The organism is Chitinophaga eiseniae, assembly GCF_012641265.1.
In the GTDB taxonomy this organism is placed as follows: Bacteria; Bacteroidota; Bacteroidia; order Chitinophagales; family Chitinophagaceae; genus Chitinophaga; species Chitinophaga eiseniae_A.
In genome coordinates, this window is record NZ_JABAHZ010000007.1 from 74,983 (window position 1) to 96,258 (window position 21,276).

General features: G+C 45.4%; 17 protein-coding genes. 11 read left to right on the forward strand and 6 right to left on the reverse strand.

Going from position 1 to position 21,276, the window contains the following annotated elements; all coding sequences use genetic code 11:
- Positions 1-283: 283 nt before the first annotated feature.
- Entirely contained in the window at positions 284-1,525 is a 1,242-nt protein-coding gene (locus HGH91_RS24605; protein ID WP_145672547.1) for an aminotransferase class I/II-fold pyridoxal phosphate-dependent enzyme, read from the reverse strand.
- A 162-nt stretch (positions 1,526-1,687) separates the two neighbouring features.
- On the opposite strand from HGH91_RS24605, the gene pafA reads away from it, so the two are divergent.
- The 3 genes from pafA to HGH91_RS24620 are packed head-to-tail and all read left to right on the forward strand — an operon-like array spanning position 1,688 to position 4,883.
- Positions 1,688-3,355 carry an alkaline phosphatase PafA gene (pafA, locus tag HGH91_RS24610; RefSeq protein ID WP_168741558.1) on the forward strand — a complete coding sequence of 556 codons (1,668 nt, stop codon included), beginning with the start codon at positions 1,688-1,690 and terminating at the stop codon, positions 3,353-3,355.
- A 51-nt stretch (positions 3,356-3,406) separates the two neighbouring features.
- Entirely contained in the window at positions 3,407-4,186 is a 780-nt protein-coding gene (locus HGH91_RS24615; protein WP_168741559.1) for an enoyl-CoA hydratase/isomerase family protein, read from the forward strand.
- A 49-nt stretch (positions 4,187-4,235) separates the two neighbouring features.
- On the forward strand, positions 4,236-4,883 hold the full coding sequence (locus HGH91_RS24620) for a hypothetical protein (RefSeq protein ID WP_145672542.1): 648 nt from the start codon (positions 4,236-4,238) through the stop codon (positions 4,881-4,883).
- Positions 4,884-4,956: 73 nt separating this feature from the next.
- On the opposite strand, the gene HGH91_RS24625 is transcribed toward HGH91_RS24620, so the two are convergent.
- Positions 4,957-5,376, reverse strand: a complete 420-nt coding sequence (locus HGH91_RS24625; protein ID WP_168741560.1) for a hypothetical protein — start codon at positions 5,374-5,376, stop codon at positions 4,957-4,959.
- A 150-nt stretch (positions 5,377-5,526) separates the two neighbouring features.
- On the opposite strand from HGH91_RS24625, the gene HGH91_RS24630 reads away from it, so the two are divergent.
- The 3 genes from HGH91_RS24630 (at position 5,527) to HGH91_RS24640 (ending at position 8,754) form a co-directional block, all read left to right on the forward strand.
- On the forward strand, positions 5,527-6,948 hold the full coding sequence (locus HGH91_RS24630; RefSeq protein WP_168741561.1) for a tetratricopeptide repeat protein: 1,422 nt from the start codon (positions 5,527-5,529) through the stop codon (positions 6,946-6,948).
- Positions 6,949-7,128: 180 nt separating this feature from the next.
- On the forward strand, positions 7,129-7,893 hold the full coding sequence (locus HGH91_RS24635) for a phosphosulfolactate synthase (RefSeq protein WP_168741562.1): 765 nt from the start codon (positions 7,129-7,131) through the stop codon (positions 7,891-7,893).
- Between the two features lie 126 nt (positions 7,894-8,019).
- The gene (locus HGH91_RS24640; RefSeq protein ID WP_168741563.1) at positions 8,020-8,754 is read left to right on the forward strand and encodes a shikimate dehydrogenase family protein; all 735 of its coding nucleotides are present in this window, start codon (positions 8,020-8,022) and stop codon (positions 8,752-8,754) included.
- Between the two features lie 99 nt (positions 8,755-8,853).
- On the opposite strand, the gene HGH91_RS24645 is transcribed toward HGH91_RS24640, so the two are convergent.
- Entirely contained in the window at positions 8,854-9,651 is a 798-nt protein-coding gene (locus HGH91_RS24645; RefSeq protein ID WP_168741564.1) for a class I SAM-dependent methyltransferase, read from the reverse strand.
- A gap of 157 nt (positions 9,652-9,808) precedes the next feature.
- Between HGH91_RS24645 and truB the strand changes: the two genes are divergently transcribed.
- Positions 9,809-10,504, forward strand: a complete 696-nt coding sequence (gene truB / locus HGH91_RS24650; RefSeq protein ID WP_168741565.1) for a tRNA pseudouridine(55) synthase TruB — start codon at positions 9,809-9,811, stop codon at positions 10,502-10,504.
- Here truB and HGH91_RS24655 read toward each other — a convergent pair.
- Entirely contained in the window at positions 10,485-12,863 is a 2,379-nt protein-coding gene (locus HGH91_RS24655; protein ID WP_168741566.1) for a BamA/TamA family outer membrane protein, read from the reverse strand. The two genes, truB and HGH91_RS24655, sit on opposite strands and share 20 nt — an antisense overlap.
- A gap of 153 nt (positions 12,864-13,016) precedes the next feature.
- Here HGH91_RS24655 and HGH91_RS31310 point away from each other — a divergent pair, with 153 nt between their 5' ends.
- Genes HGH91_RS31310 through HGH91_RS24670 form a run of 3 tightly spaced genes read left to right on the forward strand, consistent with a single transcriptional unit; the run spans position 13,017 to position 17,085 of the window.
- Positions 13,017-13,757, forward strand: coding sequence for a TrmH family RNA methyltransferase (locus tag HGH91_RS31310; RefSeq protein ID WP_410493816.1), 741 nt, complete (start codon positions 13,017-13,019; stop codon positions 13,755-13,757).
- 6 nt (positions 13,758-13,763) lie between these two features.
- Entirely contained in the window at positions 13,764-14,795 is a 1,032-nt protein-coding gene (locus HGH91_RS24665; protein WP_168741568.1) for a hypothetical protein, read from the forward strand.
- Entirely contained in the window at positions 14,761-17,085 is a 2,325-nt protein-coding gene (locus HGH91_RS24670) for a hypothetical protein (RefSeq protein WP_168741569.1), read from the forward strand. Before HGH91_RS24665 ends, HGH91_RS24670 begins: the two co-directional genes overlap by 35 nt.
- On the opposite strand, the gene HGH91_RS24675 is transcribed toward HGH91_RS24670, so the two are convergent.
- Complete coding sequence (locus tag HGH91_RS24675) at positions 17,086-18,321, reverse strand: ABC transporter permease (protein WP_168741570.1); 1,236 nt, start codon at positions 18,319-18,321, stop codon at positions 17,086-17,088. It lies immediately after the preceding gene.
- A gap of 78 nt (positions 18,322-18,399) precedes the next feature.
- Between HGH91_RS24675 and HGH91_RS24680 the strand changes: the two genes are divergently transcribed.
- Positions 18,400-19,689 carry a DUF5103 domain-containing protein gene (locus HGH91_RS24680; RefSeq protein WP_168741571.1) on the forward strand — a complete coding sequence of 430 codons (1,290 nt, stop codon included), beginning with the start codon at positions 18,400-18,402 and terminating at the stop codon, positions 19,687-19,689.
- A gap of 56 nt (positions 19,690-19,745) precedes the next feature.
- Here HGH91_RS24680 and HGH91_RS24685 read toward each other — a convergent pair whose 3' ends face one another.
- Positions 19,746-21,059 (reverse strand): NAD(P)/FAD-dependent oxidoreductase, encoded by a 1,314-nt coding sequence (locus HGH91_RS24685; protein WP_168741572.1) that lies wholly within the window; start codon positions 21,057-21,059, stop codon positions 19,746-19,748.
- Between the last annotated feature and the right edge of the window lie 217 nt (positions 21,060-21,276).

A 21,276-nucleotide genomic window follows, 5' to 3' on the forward strand; every position in this document is an offset into this window, starting at 1 on the left:
AAATAACTTATCCCTATAAAATATTTGGAATCACTTGGTTATTCCAATTTCTATGAAAACCATTTGTTCTCTACCATGTCCTGATGAAATCTAATGAAAAATTACACCTAGTGAAAGAACGATTTGAAGTGAGGGCTGAGTAACATCAGCCCTTTTGTATTTTATTTAGCATTTGTGCCCGACTTCCCTGTTGCTATAACCCCTCTGGCCTTTTCCCGTTTTTTAATAGAAAAGCCTTCCCGAATAAGCAGGAAGGCTTTTTATATTTTATGTGTGACAGCAATTATACCATTGGAATTTCTGCTACCTCGTATACTTTCTCATCCAGTTTAGCTTTGGTTTCGCTAAATGCTTTGAGGGTCAGTTCAATATCCTCATCGCTGTGGGCAGCGGTAGGGATCAGGCGATAAATAATCTGGCCTTTAGGAATTACCGGGTATACTACGATAGAGCAGAAAATGTTATAGTTTTCGCGCAGATCGAGACACATCGCGGTTGCTTCAGGAATATCGCCCTGCAGGTAGATAGGCGTAACCGGTGAATTGGTTCTGCCGATATTGAATCCACGTGCTTTCAGACCATTCTGTAGTTTATTTACATTATCCCACAGTTTAGCTTTCATTTCCGGGTGCTCACGCATCAGTTGTACACGTTTCAGGTGTCCGATTACGATGGGTAAGGGAATTGATTTAGCAAAGATCTGGGAGCGCATATTGTAGCGCAGGTAGTTGATGATGGCTTTTTCGCCGCTGATGAATGCGCCGATAGAAGCGCCGGACTTTGCGAAAGTATTAAACAGCAGGTCAATTTTGTCCTGAACACCTTGTTCTTCACCAGTACCAGCACCAGTTTTACCCATGGTACCGAATCCGTGAGCATCATCTACCAACAGGCGGAACTCATATTTATCTTTGAAAGCAGCAATTTCTTTCAGTTTACCCTGGTCGCCGGCCATACCAAATACGCCTTCTGTTACCACGAGTATACCACCACCCTGGTTTTTAGCCAGTTCAGTTGCACGCTTCATTTGTTTGTCGAAATCTTCCATATCGTTATGCTTGAACACATAACGTTTTCCGGGATGCAGACGCAAACCATCCAGGATACTCGCGTGGCACTCTGCGTCATATACGATTACGTCTCTACGGCCTACAATAGCGTCAATGGCACTCATGATACCCTGGTAGCCATAGTTCAGTAAAGTAGTGGCTTCTTTGCCCATGTAATCGGACAGTTCATTTTCCAGCTGCTCGTGGTAGTTGGTGTTACCGCTCATCATGCGCGCTCCCATTGGAGACGCCATCCCAAAGTCGGCGGCAGCCTGGGCGTCAGTGGCACGTACTTCCGGGTGGTTGGCCAGGCCCAGGTAGTTGTTCAGGCTCCAGACAATCTTTTCATTGCCACGGAATTTCATGCGGGGGCCTATTTCTCCTTCCAGTTTAGGAAATGCGAAATAGCCATGGGCTCTGTCTGAATGCTCCCCGATAGGGCCCAAATGTTTCAGCAGTTTCTCGAAAATATCCATACGATATATTATGTAATGGTTAATTCATTCCATTTAAAATGGACACAAAGGTATTAAAATAATAGTTTTTGTAAACTTGATCCGCATTTGAGGTACCCCTCCATGGGAAAAATACCGTCTTATGTAATTGTTTTACAGTGACTTTTAAATACACAAGATCAGATGAAATTTACACATTTCCTGGCTGCGGCCCTGTTGTTTCCTATCATGACTACACAGGCGCAGAAAGCAACCTCACCCAAACCATTTAACCATCGGACCACCGCCACCGGTAACAAAAAAGCGGAGAAACCCAGACTGGTAGTGGGTGTAGTTGTAGATCAAATGCGCTGGGACTACCTGTACCGCTATAGTAACCGGTACACAGCAGGAGGATTTAAAAGGTTGTTGCGGGAAGGTTTCTCCTGTGAAAATACCCTGATTAATTATACCCCCACCATTACCGCCTGTGGCCATACCTGTGTGTACACCGGCTCTATTCCGGCCATCCACGGTATTATCGGCAACACCTGGTTCAGCCCCGAACTGGGTCGTACAGTATACTGTGCAGAAGATACCACGGTGAACACTATCGGTAGCAGCTCTGCTGCAGGGAAAATGAGTCCCCATAATATGCTCGTGACTACGATCGGTGATGAACTGAAAGTATCCAACAACTTCCAGAGCAAAGTAGTAGGCGTTGCCATCAAAGACCGGGGGGCGATTTTGCCTGCCGGACATAGCGCCAATGCAGCTTTCTGGTATGACGCCAGCACCGGCAACTGGGTAAGCAGCACGTACTATATGAATGAATTACCCGGCTGGGCGCAGGAATTTAATAACCAGCACTACCCGCAGCAATATCTCAATAAGCCGTGGACTACCTTGTACCCGGTATCTACCTATACCCTCAGTACAGCAGATGAAAAATCCTATGAGGGCAAGTTTAAAAATGCCAGTAACACTTCTTTCCCGCATGCTTTGGGAGATATGGCCAACAGCGCCATTGCTGCTTCTCCATTTGGCAATACGATGACGCTGGAATTTGCGAAGAAAGCCATCGAAGCATATGACATGGGGAAAGGTAATGTAACAGATTTCCTGGCGGTAAGTCTTTCTTCCACCGATTATGTAGGTCACCAGTTTGGTCCCAATTCCGTAGAAATAGAAGATACGTACCTGCGGCTGGACCAGGACCTGGCTACTTTGTTCAACTACCTGGATGCCAAAGTGGGCAAAGGCCAGTACCTGTTTTTCATTACTGCCGATCATGGTGTAGCACATGTACCGGGCTTTATGGCGGAAAACAAACTGCCCGGAGGCACCTGGGATGATAAGGCAGCTTTGAAAGACCTGAATACACAGGTGGCTGGCAGGTTTGGCGTAGAAGGTGCCGTAAAGGCGACCGACAATTACCAGTTCTGGTTAAATCATGATGCCATTGCCAGGGGTAATAAAAATGAAGAAGAAATCAAACAATTTATTATTGCACAGCTATTGCGTTCACCGGCCATAGCAAAGGCTTTTGCGATTGATCACCTGATGGCTACCACTTTGCCGGAGCCTATGCGTACTATGTTATCCAATGGCTTTAACACCAAACGCAGTGGCGATATACAAGTGGTGCTGTCGCCCGGTTATATAGACGGCGGCAACACCGGTACCACACATGGTTTATGGTATCCTTACGACGCACATATCCCGTTGGTATGGATGGGTTGGGGGATACAGCCCGGCAAAACCAACCGCACGGTGGGTATGACAGATATTACGCCTACATTGGCTGCGTTGCTGCATATACAGATGCCCAGTGGTAATGTAGGGCAGGTAATACAAGAGATTACCCATTAAATTTTTTTTGCTTAGATTGCCATAAACAAGGTTATTTTTAATTCTTTGTTTATGGCTTTTTCTTTTTTACAATATACCGTGAGTGACCGGGTGGCCACCATTGCCCTGAATCGTCCGGAGAAGCGTAATGCGCTGAATGGCTTACTGGTAGCGGAGCTTAGGGAGTCATTCCGGGCTGCTGCCGCCGATGATGCCGTTAAAGTGGTGGTATTGAAGGGAAATGGGGAAGCATTTTGTGCGGGGGCTGACCTGGAATATTTGCAGCAACTGCAGCAAAATACCTATGATGAAAATCTCACCGATTCCCGGGAGCTGATGCAGCTATTCCGGGAGATTTACGAACTTGACAAGATAGTAATAGCCCAGGTAGAAGGGCATGCCGTGGCCGGTGGCTGCGGACTTGTAACACTGTGCGATCTGAGTTATGCCGTACCATCGGCCCTGCTGGGATATACCGAAGTGAAAATCGGCTTCATTCCAGCATTGGTAGCGGTTTTCCTGGTAAGAAAAATAGGGGAGGGGCGCTCGAGGGAGTTGTTATTGACCGGGAAGCTGGTAACGGCCGAAAAAGCGGCTACCGATGGCCTAATTACAGGGGTGATACCCGCCGGTGAAATAGCTGCTCATGTGGCCAAAGTGGCTACCAGTCTATGTACAGAAGCATCTGCCAATTCCCTGAAAGTAACCAAAAAATTGATTGGCACAGTGTTGGACTTACCATTACAAGACGGGCTGTTGCATGCGGCAGAATTGAACGCTGCCACCCGTGGACATGAAGATTGCAAACGCGGAATAGCCGCTTTTTTGAATAAGGAAAAGCTTATCTGGTAGCTGGTTTTATTGACCATGGCCAGCTGTCACTGAATAAACACACCACACTATGTCATACCGGTTGTTATTAACTGTTGTTTTCCTGTACCTCTCAGGTACATTGATGGCGCAACGTACTGTTTCGGATGCTAAGATTGTTTATAAAATGGAGCTGCCTCCCGAGCAGCTGCAAATGGATGCCATGCTGGAGGGTAGCACTTTTACACAATACATGCGCGGGCCCATGAGCAGGATAGATATGAACTTTAACATTGTTCATTATACTTACCTGATCAACAGCCGAACAGAAACCATGACCACCCTGATAGACCAGCATGGTAACAAATACCTGATCCGCGCCAGTAAAGATCAGTATGAGAAGGATTTGAAACAGTATGAAAACGTACAATTTAAAGACCAGGCTGAAACCAAGCAGATAGCGGGATATGCGTGCAGAAGGGCCATAGGAACTATGCCAGATGGGCAGACTTTCGAGGTATACTATGCCGTAGATCTGATACCCGAAAACAGGCAGTATAACCGTCGTTTTGTAAACCTGAAGGGTATTCCGCTGGAGTTTGAAATTGTGACCAAAACGGGGGCTAAAACCCGCGTTATTGCTACAAAAATAGAGCTATATCCCATTCCTGCTTCTTATTTTGATGTGCCTAAAACGGGGTATAAAGAGGTTAGCCAGGAAGAACTGAAAAAGATGTAAAGAAAAGGGCCGGTTAAAAAGTTGTGAAACTTTTTAACCGGCCCATATTGTAATTGAAGAAACGTAAAGTTTATTACCCTTTCTTAAGTGGCAGTATAATCTGCAACTTCTGAAAATTCATATTTCCAGGCGGTTGAGACTGCACCTGTACGTTGGAAGGAACTACATAAGTAACATTTCCTCTTGTATAGGTGGTTACCGCTTTTAAGTTGATCAAACTATTATAGTTGCTATTGCTGGGAGCAGTAAACTTAAAGTCTGAGCTGAAGGTACCGGAATACCGGTAAGCTGCGTCGAGGCCCAGGTTGGTTTTAGGCATAGCAGTATTCAACACAAAGTGCTGATTGTCTGCTGCTTTTTTCGTTTTGTCCTTATTATTGTCAGAAGGCAAAAAATTACTGTTTGCCAACACGCTGAGCGAGAAGAACGCCAGCGCGCCTGCCAACAAGCAAGACAACGAAAAAGTCCGTGATATGTATTTTTTCGTTTTCATTGTATAACAAATGTACAAACTTCTGAATATATCCGATAACATATTCTTAACGCAAGATACGAAGAAATCACAAAGAATTGTTAAAAAATATTTAAAAAGCTTGTTTTCGCTCCATATTTTGTCATAGATAAAAGTACTATATTTACAGTAATGAGTAAAGACTTTTCATTTTTAAACGAGGATTTTGATGATCTGAGAGACTTGTTGCAGCAGTTTGAAAACCTCCGGGCAGGTAAGTCTCATTCTTTTTTGGACGAAGATTCATTTGAGCAGATCATAGACTATTATGACGAGCATGACGAAATGCCGATCGCATTACAGGCCGCAGAAATAGCCATCGAACAGTTTCCTTATTCCTCCACACTACTACTAAAGAAGGCCAACTTACTGATAGAAACCAAGAAGTACAAAGAAGCATTGGATTTATTGGACAAAGCAGAAGTACTGGACCGCACTGATATTAATCTATACATTTTACAGACAGATGTTTACCTGGCGCTAAATCAGCACCAGAAGGCTGCTGCTGTGCTGGAAGAACAGATAGAGCAGTTTTCCGGCGACGACAGAACAGAGTTGTTGCTCGAGCTGGCAGATGTATATGATGACTGGGAGGAATTTGAGAAAGTGTTTGATTGCCTGAAGATGGCGCTGGAGTATGACCCCAACAATGAGGAAGCCCTGCACAAGATCTGTTTCTGGACAGAGTTTACGGGCCGAAACGAGGAAAGTATCCGTTTACATACCGCTATTATAGACGAACATCCTTTTAATCAGCTGGCTTGGTTCAACCTGGGTACGGCTTTCCAGGGATTGAAGCTATATGAGAAAGCCATCGACGCTTACCAGTATGCCGTAGCCATCGATGAAAAATTTGATTATGCTTATCGCAATATGGGTGATGCCTATATCCGTTTGCGTAAGTATGCTGATGCCATCGAAGTATTACAGAAACACCTGGAAATAGCGAAGCCGGAGGATGTGATCTATGAGGCCATCGGGCATTGTTATGAGCGGCAACGCAAATTTACCCAGGCCCGTTACTATTACCGGAAAGCATCGCATCTGAGCCCCAATGATGATAAGTTGTACTATAAGATTGCGGTGGCTTATATGATGGAGTCTAATTGGGACAATGCTGTTAAATCGTTACTGAGTGCATTGAAAATAAATAAAACCAACGCTGAATACAATATGAGCCTGGGTGAATGCTACCTGGAGCTGGGAAAGAATAAAGATGCCCTGGTTCATTTCATGAACGCAGTGCGTACCCGGCCCAAGAGTGCTGTTACCTGGCAAACACTCCTGAAAGGCTTGTATGTATCCGGATTTATGGAGGAGGCCCTGGTACAACTCTCTATCGCAGAGGAAAAGGCCGGACGTAAACCCATATTCATGTATTACCGGGCTGCTATCCTGATAGCCATGGGGAAAACCAAAGAAGGGTTGTTGCACCTGGAAACGGCGCTGCAACAGGCCCCAAAAATTGTGAAAAAGCTGGTAGAACTTGATCCTGCTGTATTACAACATGTTAGTGTGGTGGATTTGATCGCACAATACCGCCGTAAACGTTAACCAATGTTATTTACTTTAATAAAATAAAGTATACTTCTTATTTTTGCGCCGGCTTTTAATTGTCATGAACAAAAGTCAACAGTATTTCCGGTTATTAAAATTGCATCTACGCTATCCCGAAGTGCCTGGCGAATATTAGCATGTGTTTTACTGACCAATAAGAAGATAAAAATATTTCAAATGAATTTTAATCTGACACAAATCCCGGAAAGGACACTGAAGCCCCGTACGCATGGATTAACCATGGTAATGGACAAGGGGCTGAGTTTGGAAGAAGCACGAAATTTTTTATCTGCTGCAGGCCCTCACATCGATATCCTTAAACTTGGCTTTGGCACTGCTTTCGTTACGCCCAACCTGCGCGCAAAAATTGAATTGTATCAATCGGCCAACATTCCTGTATACTTTGGCGGAACCCTGTTTGAAGCCTTTGTAATCCGCAACCAGTTTGAGGAATATATCAACGTGGTAAAAGATTATGGTATCAGCTACATGGAAGTTTCAGACGGTTCTATCATTATTCCCCATGCTGAAAAATGCGGGTATATTGAAAAACTGTCGAAAGTAGGACTGGTATTGAGCGAAGTAGGATCAAAAGACGCAGAACACATCATCCCCCCTTATAAATGGATTGAACTGATGAGTGCTGAACTGTCGGCCGGTGCTACCTACGTAATTGCAGAAGCCCGCGAGAGCGGTAACGTTGGTATTTATCGCGGTAGTGGTGAAGTGCGTGAAGGACTGGTACAGGAAATCCTGACTAAGATACCTGCCGAAAAAATTATCTGGGAGGCGCCTCAGAAAGCGCAACAGCTCTATTTCCTGGAACTGGTAGGCTGCAATGCCAACCTCGGTAACCTGGCTCCCAATGAGGTGATTTCACTGGAAGCCATGCGTGTAGGGCTGAGAGGAGATACGTTTAACCTGTTTCTCGACAGAGAATAACTGCCATAACAAGTCATTCAGCAAGATCCTGGGGAACGAAGATTATTGTCCGCAATAATTTCAGGTTCTCCAGGATCTTCCTACTTATAATAAGATATTGTCCGTAGTATTTATAATTATAGTTTCATGAAGATGTATGGACTTATTGGCTATCCGCTTAGCCATTCTTTTTCAAAGGGTTTTTTTAAGGAGAAGTTTGAAAAGGAAAACATCACTGGTTGCCAGTATGAAAATTATCCCATACCCGGTATTACGGAGTTTACCACTTTGCTGGAAGAACATCCGCAGCTACAGGGTTTAAATGTAACCATTCCCTATAAAGAAGTGGTGATTCCTTTCCTGGACGAGCTAAGCGATGCGGCCGCACGTATTGGCGCTGTAAACTGCATTCACTTTAACGGTGGAAAGAAAACAGGATATAATACCGACGTGATCGGGTTTACGAAATCATTGCAACCGTTGCTGCAACCACATCATACCCAGGCTTTGGTACTGGGTACCGGCGGCGCCGCCAAGGCTATTATGTATGCATTGGAACAACTGGGTATTACCTATACCATAGTGAGCCGCCGGCCGGAAAATGGCGCCATTGCCTATGAGGCGCTGGATCAGGCTACCATGGAGGCGCACACCGTGATTGTGAATACTACGCCGCTGGGTATGTATCCCAAAGTAGATACCTTCCCCGAAATACCTTATCAATACCTCAGTTCCAGGCATCTGCTGTACGACCTGGTATACAACCCTGCAGAAACGGCCTTCCTGCAAAAGGGTGCAGCGCAGGGAGCTACCATTAAAAATGGGCATGAAATGCTGATACTACAGGCAGAGGCATCCTGGGAAATATGGAATAAAGCATAAAGCCGAAAGCTTAAAGCATAAAGTTATTGAGGCGAATAATCTCCGCGATTTTTAAATATTCGCAAAGATCATTCGCCTCAACAGCTTTTTACTTAGTGCCTATATTGGCTTAATCATATAATACACGCAGGTGGTGACAAAGTTCCTGAAGAAAGGAATGGCCGCAATGGGCTTCCACTGTACTCTTGCGCTGACGCCGAATTTATATTTATAAATAGGATTAATCAGGTAAAATCTGCGTTGTGTAATTTTATATTGCTGACGTTTTACGATACGTTCAAACCGTTCGATGGAAATGCCGGTAGATTTTACGTCCATCAGGTCTACAACCACATCATCTCCTTCTCCGAATAACCGCAAAACACCTTTATATAAGGGTTTTGGCAACAGGTGGATATAAGGCACCATGCTGAGGAATTTGTTGGCGCAAATCTGCTGATGTCCTCCGTGTGGCATATACCAGGGTGGAAAACCAAAATACACTTGTCCGCGGGGAGTGAGTAATTGTTTCAGGTGGCCAATGATTTTTTCCTGGTCAGGAATATGTTCAATGGCATCTTTCAGAATAATTACATCAAAAGAGTGGCGGAATTCTCCCAGGAAATCAAGGTCATAGATGTTTTTGGCAATTAGTTTTAATTGTCCACCTTCCAGGTATTTATGGAGGAAGCTTTTGGCCAGTTCTATCCGGTCGGGTGCGAGGTCTACGCCTACGCAGTGGCAGCCTTTTTCCAGGAGAGGAGTCAATACTCCGCCCTCGCCACATCCTACCTCCATTACCCGGAGGCCTTCCAGTTGCGGAAACTCCAGTTGTATGAATGGCAGCACGTAGTCGCGCGAATTATCTACCTGTTGCTGATGCCGTAGCGTTGCGTCTTTGTGATGTTCTAATGCCATGAATCTGAAAATTCCGTGAATTTAGTAAAAAGAGACTAGTTTTCTGCTTTTAGATATTAGCTTTTCATCATTTGTAAGTGTCTGTCAGGTCGTAAAACATGGCTATAACAGCATTACAGGTGGCTGAAAGCTAATGGTGATTAGCTATCTTTGCGCCATGCAAACAAACGAAATAGTTAATTACCAGGAAGGAGCGGTTATATTGATTAATAAGCCTTTGACATGGACATCCTTTGATGTAGTACGTAAGATCAGGAACCTCACCAAAGCTAAGATCGGACATGCGGGAACATTGGATCCCCTGGCTACGGGCCTGCTGATTTGCTGTACTGGAAAAATGACCAAAAAAATCAATGAATACCAGGCGCAGGAAAAGGAATATACCGGCACGTTTACGTTGGGTGCTACCACGCCTACCTTTGATAAAGAATCTGAACCAGAGAATTTTAAAGATATTGCTCACCTCGATGAAGCGGCCATCATAGCGGGTACCCGGCCATTTATCGGTGAAATTATGCAATTACCACCTATTCATTCTGCTATTAAACAAAATGGTAAGCCTATTTACCTGTTGGCCCGTAAGGGAGTGGATGTAAAGGTGGAGCCCCGTAAGTTAACGATTACCGCGTTTGAGATCACTAAAATTGAGCTGCCGGAAGTACACTTCAGAGTGGTTTGCAGTACGGGTACGTATATACGCTCACTAGCTAATGATTATGGCGCCGCGCTCGGCTGTGGCGCTTACCTGAGCAGCCTTTGCAGAACCCGTATCGGTGATTTTAAGCTTACAGATGCTACTGATATGGAAGATTTTATTGTGGCTAATACCGTCCCTAAAACGGATAACCAATAGCGATATTCCAGATAATGTTTTCCCGGCGCCAGCGGCTGCTCTTCAGATCCCATTCACTCAGGTACCAGCCGTTTTTGTTACCGGTAAAGTAAGGCACCTTCAAGGGAATACCCCAATCGAGGCGCACCAGGAAATATGAAAAGTCCAAACGCAGACCGGCTCCCGTACCCATGGCCAGATCATGGTACAACTGACTTAACTGGAATTCGGAGCCGGGTCTGGACGGATCTTTCCGGATCATCCAGATATTACCCATATCCAGGAAGGTAGCGCCTTTCAGGTTTATGCTGCCTCCAAACATTCTCAACAAGTCGAAACGGTATTCTATATTCCCTTCCAGCTTCATATCGCCGGTTTGATCAGGGAAGGCCTGTGCGGTAGCAGAAGAGTCCTTGAAGGATCCCGGCCCTAATGTACGCAGGCGCCAGGCCCGGATGCTATTTGGGCCACCGGAAGTAAACTGTCTTACATAAGGTAACACCTGTGAATAACTATAGGGGATACCTACGCCCGCATACGCCCTGGTGGCTAATCCGCTGTGAATGCCCAACTTCCAGTAATGACGGTAATCCGCTTCCAGCTTCACAAAATTGGAAATGTTAACGCCTGTTGCTGTTTCCAGGTTGGTGTTCTTTCCTGAGATGCCATTTACCAGGCTGTTGATACCGCTCAACCATCCGCCGGATTCTTCCACATTTACCCGGAAATAGCTATAGTGGCGGGGATGCAGCAGGTCCTGGTTGCTATAAATAAACGAAACACTTTCCCCGCCAATCAATGCCGGTTCGAAGCTGCGTTTCAGGTAGGGGTTGGTATTCACCACGGAGTCGCGGAATGTTGGATTAAGGGATACGCCTACATAGTTGATCGTAATGGGCCGTACAATCCAGCGTTTATAGAGCGTTTCATTCCAGTCGTATCCATAGGAGGCATTGAAGCTGGTGACATCAAATTTTTCTATGCGCGACAGGTAATTGGCGCCCAGCGTAAGCCTGGTTTTAGCATTTGATCTGTTGGATTGTTTGATATGAAAAGGCAGTGCAAAGCGGGGCCAGGTAAGGCTTACCTCTCCTCCAAACTGTTTGGACTGCAATGTCCAGCCTGTTTCCTGTTTCACCAGTTCGATACCCGTATTGATGCTCATACCCAGCTGGGTAGCAGTCTTATTCAGATTGATATGACGGTAGTTCAGGGTAATACCTGAACCCAACGTATAGTCGGAACTGTTACTTACCTCGAAACTAACGCCCAGCTCCTGTTTGCGGCGGGGTGTCAGGAAGAGGTAGGCATCCAGTGTATTTACGGAGTCTTTGGGCTCTTTGTATTGGAGGGTCACAAATTGCCAGATACCCAAATCATATAATTTATTAACCGTGTTGTTGTACTGTTGGAGGGAATAGGTTTCTCCCGGCCTGAGCAAAATAGACCTGGAGAGTATTTTGGGCCGTAGAATCTCCTGGTGGTAGCGGATGTTGATATATTTCCGGTCATCCTTTTTCAGTGAGCTATCGGCCGGGTTGCCGTTCAGTGAAAAATCGGGATACACATAAATTTTACCAATGTGGTGGGGCTGCCAGCTGGAAGTGCTGTCCTCCGGGTTTTTGATGCGTATTTCCACATCCATGGTTAATTTATCTCTCCCTTTATTTTCATTGAAAATATTTACCAGCCCTTCAAAGGGGTTGAGGCTATTCCGGAAGAGGGCTTTATTGAGGGTATCTACGCTGTATTCAATGGCATCGCGGTTAAATTTATAATAGCCTGCATCTTTGATCAGGCGGGTTAGCCTTTCCCGTTCGCTGCCCAGCGTGGCCGATTTGAAAGCCATTCCTTTCTGGATAAGGGATAATTTCTCATTGGCTTTAACGAGGCGGAGAATGGCGGAATCGGGTATGGCGTAGGTAATTTTATCTATCACAAAATTTCTCCCGGTATTTACCTCGTAGGTAACACTGGTTTTCCTGCGTTTGGTTTTCTCGCTGTATTGAACGGTGGCATAAAAGAATCCCTGGTTATGGAGATAGCTGGTCATACGGTCCACCGATTCTTTGGCTTTCGTAGAATCGTATACCACCGGCTCTTCCAGGTTTCTTTTAGAGAGGACGAGGTTCCAGAACCAGTTTGATTTTTTCTCATTATACTTCTGGTTATAGAGCCATACCTTGATACGGGAGTTGAGTAATTTCTTATTGGGCTGCTGTGTCATCAGCGATTTGGAGGAAAGGGAGCTGCGGATATCCTGTTTTTCGGAATTAAGGATATCGCCTTTTACCACCACTTTACTGCTGGTGTACAGCGATTGATTGGATTGAAGATACCTGGTATTGGAGCACGCTGCCAACGTGAATACTACAGCCAATAGCAGCAATTGTTTCAGCAGTAAGAATCTGGAATTTGGAGGCAGCAGCATCACGGGTGAAAACGTTATTAATCATTTAAAAAGCCAACAGGGAGTAAGCCGTTATCACGCCTCTTCTTGGCTGATTAAAAGAAATCGTGTAGGTTTGGCCCCATGTTGTCAAAGGCGCAAATTAAATATATTCAATCATTACAGCACAAAAAAAACAGGCAAAAATCCAGCCAGTATGTGGCAGAAGGGGATAAGATCGTGCAGGAGCTGCTACAGGCGGGCATGCCCGTAAAAGGAGTGTTTGCCACTGCCGAATGGCTGGAGCAGCACCAGGCGCTGTTAAACAATTTACCTGCAGGCGCCGTTGTAGCTGTTGAATCTGCCGTACTTAAACAATTATCTTCCCTGACTACGCCTAACAGGGCTATGGCCTTGCTGGATATGCCGGCGCCGGTAGATCCGATGCCGGAGCCGGGGAGTGTTGTTTTGGCGCTGGAAGCCATACAAGACCCGGGGAATATGGGTACCCTGATCCGTATTGCCGACTGGTTTGGTATTTCCAGGATTATTTGTTCACCCGATTGTGTAGATGTATATAATCCTAAAACAATACAGGCCACCATGGGTAGCATGGTAAGGGTACGTATAGCCGAATACGATATCCCGGAATTATTGCGGAATACCTCCCTGCCTTCTTATGCCGCTACTTTACATGGTAAGAACATAGCTGATTTCCCGGCGATAAAGGAAGGAATTATCCTGATTGGCAATGAAGGAAGAGGATTAACGGAAGAAGTAACCGCCCTGGCTACCCATCAGATCACCATTCCCCGTCTCGGTGGCGCCGAATCGCTGAATGCGGCCATCGCTGCAGGTATTATTTGCGGCCGATTACTTATTTAACCTGTCATGATACCCCGAATCATACTTATTTGCCTGTTGCTTGGTTGTATTTCTTGTCACCAGCGGATGCCGCGAAAGGTAACGCCGGCATTTTACTATTGGAAGCAAGCCTGGACCGGCAATAGCCAGGAACTGCAATATGCGGAGCAACTACCTGCAAAACGACTTTACATTAAGCTGTTTGATGTTGATATTGACGAAGTGACCAAAGCGCCGGTACCGGTTGCCATCTTTAAACAGGCGGCTCCACTCCCGGCTAATACCGATATTATACCGGTAGTATTCCTGATGAATGAAGTATGGGCCCATCCCGACCCACAGCTGGCCGGCAAGGTGAGTAAGCTCATGGCGCAACTGTGTGATAGCCTGCCAGCGGGGCGGATTCCCGAAGTGCAGCTCGACTGCGACTGGACACAAACCAGCCGGGAGGCTTATTTCTCCTTTATTAAACAAATCAGGCAAACGCCTTTTTTCCAGCATCGCCGGGTATCTGCCACTATCCGGATGTACCAGGTCAAGTATAAAGTACGCACTGGCATACCGCCTGTAGACAGGGGGCTGCTGATGTGTTATAATATGGGAGACCTGCGTAAGCCTGGCCCTCATAATTCTATCCTTGATCTGGAGACGATGGCGTCTTACCTCGGCGAACAACGGGTAGCCAACTATCCCTTACCTTTGGACATTGCTTTACCCCTTTTTTCCTGGAGCGTGTTGTTTCGTAATGATACCGGCTATGTGGGCATTTTGCGAAACGTGGGAGAAAGAGAGTTACAAAACACCCGGCTTTTTGCCCCAGGAAAAAAACATTTATATACCGTACAGCAGGATACCTTACTAAATGGCTATCCACTCCGGAAAGGAAATGTTATCCGGCGTGAAAGCGTTGATAAGCCGAGCCTGGAAGGCGCTGCCAGGATGGTGGCAGCACAGCTGGCCACCAGCGATCCTGCTGTTATATTTTATCATTTAGATTCCGTGACACTTAAAAATTATCCATTGGATGAACTACAAAAAATCACTCGTATTTTTAACTAGCTTTTGCATTGCTTTTTTCGGGAATATCATTTATACCCTTTCCTGTGGCGGAGAAGAAGATCCCTATGATTACTACGTTTCCTTTTTTAATCCCACTATAAAGGGAGAAGGATATGAACCTTTTTACTATACCTCGCTAACCACTTTTTATAGCGATCCGACTCCCTCTGAAGAAACCGCCAATGTAGCCGACTGGCAGGGATATACCGGTAGTAAGGTAACGGTAAAGGACATACGGGAATGTATTTACACATATAGCCAGGAGCAGTTATCCATCATTGCCAATGGCAGTAACCTGCTGCCAGATAGCGTAAAGCAAAACACTTTTACCCAGTTTTTACTGAAAGAGAAAAACAGGGAAGCTGCCCGTTACCTGCTGTTCGCTAAAACCTGCGAACCCGCTGTGATCAATGCAGATCCCTGGTCTGTTCCCGAACGGAATACTGTGTTGCTGGGAAATTTGTACAAGGAGGGAGAAGAATTATACAATAAAACAAGGGACAAAGATATCCGCGACCGATATGCGTTCCAGTTGATCAGGCTACAGCATTACAGCAAAGAATACGCGGCAGCAGCGACATCTTTTGACAAGCTGTTTGGTGGAAAAGAAGCTTCCTCGTTGGTGTATTATAAAGCCTTGTCGCTAAAAGCCGGCGCCCTCCTGCGCATGAAGGATTCGGTACAAGGCGCCTACCTGTTTTCCCGCGTATTTGAAAAAGCGCCATCCCTGCGTATTCCCAGCTTTACAGGTTTGATGTGGGCAAATACTACCGCCAGGGATGTATATCCCCTGTGTAAAGACAACCATGAAAAAGGCACAGTAGCTGCCGTTTATGGGTTGGCGAATGCGGACTTCAGCCTGGCGGGTTTACGGGAAGTATACGCTTTTGATCCTGCTTCTCCGACAATGACCATTTTATTGGGTAGAGAATTGAATAAACTGGAGCAGGGCTATTTAAGTCCTTACCTCGAACAAATAGCATCAAATGGCATGGTGAGTATGCGGGATTATGCCGTAGAAGAAAGAGGGAAAATGCTCATACAGTTAAAAGCATTGCAGCAGGTGGTGGATAGCCTGATAGATAAGGGTAAGCTTCGGGATATGGACCTGTGGCGGATTTCGTCTGCCTATTTATCTTACATGGGTAAGGATTATGCTGGTGCCAAAGCCCGGCTCGATGCGGTGAAAGCAAAAGATGCAGATACCAGGGATCAGTGGGAGATCATTAACCTGTTGGTGAATATTAATCAACAGAAAACCATCGACAGCACTTTTGAATCCAAACTGCTGGCGTCTTTCAAATGGCTGGATTCCAAAACACCGGAAAGTGCCTCCACCGATGGCTGGTGGGGCAATACCGGCAAGCCCGCCTTTTTCAGGAAAACATACCGCAACCTGTTGTTTGCTGTGTTGGCACCCCGTTACCATCAGCAGGGCGACCTGGTAAAGGAAGCGCTGATCCGGGGGCGTTGCGATTCGCTTCATAATGGCTATGGCGTTTCCGGGGAAACAGCAGTAGCCCAGATCACCGATGATATGAATACTGCGGCGCTGATTAGATTGAATGATTTTCTGCGTCAACCGGTTAAAACGCCTTATGAAACCTACCTGGTACGTTTCTTCCCAAAAGAGATCAATATGAGTGAACGGATAGGCATCAGCTATATGCGGGTACATGATTTCAGTCATGCGCGCGACTGGTTTAAGAAAACGCCCGCATCTGCTATGGCAGCTTCTTACCAGGCATTCCGCGAACAGTTGCAGGACTTTGGAGAGGATACCGCTATCCGCACCTATAATAAACCCATCAACCAATTGCAGTTTTGTGAACGCATGGTGCAGTTGGAGGGAAAAATGAAAACTACGCCGGTGTCTTCCTCGGTATACTACGATTATGCGTCGGCGTTATTCAGCATTTCTTATTATGGAAAGACCTGGTTTTTTGTGAAAGACTACCGGCCATCAACTGATTGGTATACCAGTGCCTATGATAAAGATCCGTTCACGAAACAGTATTTTGGCTGCTATGCAGCAGAAAGCTATTACCTGAAAGCTGCCCAGGCCAGTACCGACCGGGAGTTCAGGGCCAGGTGTGCTTTTATGGCGGCGCGTTGTTCGCAGAAACATACTGCGGAAAATAATGACAGCGATAAGTATTTGTCCGCGTTGATACGTAACCGTTATTTCCCTTTGTTAGCTACCAATTTTGCAGATACGAAATTCTACCAGCAGGTATATGGGCAATGCAGTTACCTGCGTGACTATGTAAAAGTGACTAAGAAGAAATAGCTATTTAAACTGAATAGCTTTTACCGGGGTTATCCAGCGGATAATCCTGGCAGGTATCAGCAGTATGATGGTGCAGATAAAAAATGTGCCGGCATTGATCAGTAGTACATCTATCCAGCGTACATCTACTGCTGCTACCGACATGTAGTAAGATTCCTCCGGCAATTTAAATATACCGGTGCTTTGTTGCAGGAAGGCGATGCCCAGTCCGAATAGGTCGCCAATGAATATTCCCATCAGGATAATATATGCGGCCTGGTATACAAATATTTTCTGAATGCTCCAGTTACGCATCCCCAGGGCTTTGGCGATGCCTATCATATTGGTGCGCTCCAATATGAGTATCAGGATAGCCGTTATCATGTTAATGACGGCTACAATAGTCATAATGATGATGATGATGAGTTCATTCTGGTTCTGTAGTTGTAACCAGTCGAAAATATTGGGGTAGATATCCCGGATGGTACGGGTAAACAGCTGGTCGGGCAGCAGGTTGTTGTCGATATACCGGGCGGTGGAGTCCATGTTATGGTAGCTGTTGAGCATTATTTCATAACCACCTACTGCATTGGGGGCCCAGTCGTTGAGTTTGCGTACCAGGTTGAGATCGCCGATCACATAGGTTTTGTCGTATTCTTCTATGCCCGTTTTATATATGCCCGTTACCGTTAGTTTGCGGGCGCGAGGAGGTAATCCGCCGCCTTGTATGAAATAGATAATCGCTTTGTCGTTGACCTTCAGTTTTAATTCTTTGGCGGTATATTCCGAAATCATTATTTCCGGTGCGTAGGATGAGTCGTTGAATTTCAGGAGGTTACCTGCCTGGAGGAAGCGTTTTAACTGTGTCCAGTTATAGCTTTTGTCAACGCCTTTGAAGATGATACCGTCTATCTCTTTATCAGATTTAATGATAGCTGATTTGGTAGCGTAGTTGCTGATTGTTTTTATACCGGTGGCCAGTTTAATGCTGTCTATCAGGCTGGTTCTGCTGGTAAAGGGAATTTCTTCTGTGAGTGGGCCAGCGTTGGGTTGGTATTGATTAATGTGCAGGTGTCCCCAAAAGCTGAAGATCTTTTCCTGGATAACTTCCTGGAAGCCGTTTACCAATGCAGTTGCCAGTATCATTACCGCCACGCTCACCGCAGTAGCAGCTACGGCGATATTGATGATAAATTTTGAAAAAGAGGAACCTTTATTAAAGGCAATCCGTCTGGCGATAAAAAATGATAAACGCATGGGCAAATATAGGGAAAAGCGGAAAGCATATGTATCCTTTCGGCTTTTAGTCGTACCTTAAGCCATCAATTACCTCGTATGCGTACAGCAGCTTTTTTTTTAATAGCCCTTGCTTCCTGCCTGTTCAGCAACAGTATAGTAGCGCAGGTGAATGCTATTACTCCGGACCATGTCTTCTACAATAATATTAAGTCTGTAAAGTTCAGCCAGGCCGGCGATCCGCTCAGTATGCCCATGTATACCATCGGCTCTGGGGATAAGCTGGAACTGTCTTTTGATGACATGGACAATGATGTGAAGAATTATTATTACTCCTTTGTATTATGTAATGCCGATTGGACACCGGCTCCTGTAAATCCGTTCGACTATATGCGGGGCTTTTCAGAAACGAGGATACTTAACTATAAATTATCCAGTGTTTCCCTGGCAAGGTATACGCATTATAGTGTGCAGCTGCCGGGGACCAATAGTTACCCGGTAAAATCGGGCAATTACCTGCTAAAAGTATACCTGGATAGTGATACTTCTCAATTGGCATTTACCCGCCGGATGTTTGTAATAGAAAATAAGGCAGGCATATCTGGTTTTATACAACAGCCTATTGCGCCAAAATTATTCCGCACGTTTCAGAAGATCAATTTTGAGGTAAATACGGGCGCGCTGAATATCCAGAATCCATTTGACCAGATAAAAATAGTGGTACTGCAGAATTACCGTTGGGATAATGCGCTCACCGGCCTTAAGCCTCAATTTATTAATGGGAACGTATTAAAATACAATGCTGAGCAGGATTGTATTATGCCAGGCGGAAAGGAATACCGGTGGATCGACTTGCGTAGCTTCCGCCTGCAAACGGAAAGGGTGAAGCATTCGGAATATCATAATAACAGCACCGATATTTATGCAGTAACGGATAAGGAACGGTCTGATATGATATACCAGTTTATCAAGGATATTAACGGCAGGTATTACCTGGCCACACTGGATGATTACGACCCTAATTTCGAGGGGGATTATGCATCCGTGCACTTTTCCTTTGCTGCGCCGGAGCCCTATGCAGGATATGATATGTACCTGTATGGAGAGTTGACCAATTACGAATGCAACGATAAGAACAAACTTACTTACAATGGAGAAACCCGTGCCTACGAAGGAACCCTATTTTTGAAGCAGGGATATTATAACTACATCTATGGTTTGGTGGATAAGAGAAAGGCTAACCCAAGGTTAGATACCGAGTTAACAGAGGGCAATTGGTGGGAAACGGAGAATAACTACACCATTCTCCTGTATTACCGGGCATTGGGGGGAAGGGCTGATGAACTGGTATCTTCTATTACCTTAAACTCTATCCTGAACAGGAAGTAATCGATATTTGTAAATAAAAAAGGGAGATGAATTTTTTTCATCTCCCTTTTTTATTATTAGCCATTGACACTTTGCCTTAGTTTCACAATGTTGGCTGCTCCCCGTTTAATGATAATGCGGGTACCACGCTCGTAGGTAAAGTAGCGGTAAAACCAGTTGATAAATACCACCAATTTGTTTCTAAATCCGAGTAAGCTCATGAGGTGTACCACCATCCAAACAATCCAGGCGAAGTAGCCACTGAGGCGCATGCCGGCAAATTCGGCAACAGCCCGGTTTCTTCCGATGGTGGCCATGCTGCCAAGATCTTTATAGTTGAAGCCTCTCATCGGTTTATTTTCCAGGGAGAGGCGGATGTTATGGGCTACATTTTTTCCCTGTTGTATCGCAACCTGGGCTACCATGGGATAACCCTTAGGGAAGCGGGAATCGTTGGTCATCTGGGCGATATCGCCTATAGCATATATATTCGTATAGCCTTTTATCTGATTCAGTTCGTTTACAAGAATGCGCCCGTTGGGAAGTACAATATCTGCCGGAATTCCTTTTACCGGGATGCCTTTCACGCCGGCAGACCAGAGGAGCGACTGGGTATGGATTTGCTCGCCGGTGCTGAGCGTAACTGTTTTGCCGTCATATTCCTTTACGCCGGTGTTGGTCATTACGCGTACGCCAATATGTTGCAGGGCTTCCAGGGTTCTTTGGGAGGTTTTTTCATTGAAGGAGGCCAGTAGTTTGGGGCCGGCTTCAATGAGGTATACATTCATCAGATCCTGGGGGAGAGATGGATAATCTTTCGGCATGATGTATTTGCGTAATTCAGCAAAGGCCCCGGCCAGTTCCACGCCGGTAGGGCCGCCGCCCACCATCACGAAATTGAGTTTAGATTTTATTTCCTCCGTGTCTTTCAGCAAGAGGCTTTCCTCAAATTGCTTTACTACGTAGTTCCTGATTTGTACCGCTTCAATCAGCGATTTCATGCCGATGGCATTATCTTCAATATTTTTATTTCCAAAGAAGTTGGTGTTGCTACCGGTGGCGAAAACCAGGTAGTCGTAATGTATTTCGCCAATGCCGGTTTCCAGTATATTTTCGGTATCTCTTACGCCGGTAACTTCTGCCATACGAAATACCAGGTTCTTTTGTTTTCTGAATATGCCGCGAAGGGGAAAGGCAATGCTATCAGGCTCCAGGCCCGCGGTAGATACCTGGTACAGCAGTGGCTGAAACAGGTGATAATTATTCCTATCCAATAATACTACCTGTACGGGGGCATTTCTTAATTGTTTGGCCAGGTTTACGCCACCGAATCCGCCGCCTACTATGACGATTCGCGGTTGAGTTGTTTCCGGGATGTTGGGCTGAATCATAATTCGTCTTTTTATATTTTGCAGCAATGCAATAATGTTCTACTCCGGGCTTCCTTTAACACATTCCATTGTACAGCGTTCGACAAACGCTGTACCAGTGCTAAATATTCTCAAAGTTACAAAACTTTCAGAAAAAAATGAAAGTTTGTTTGAAAATAAGATTCACGCAAAGGAATATAAGCAGCAAAGACGCAAAGGATATAGACTCCTTGCGTCT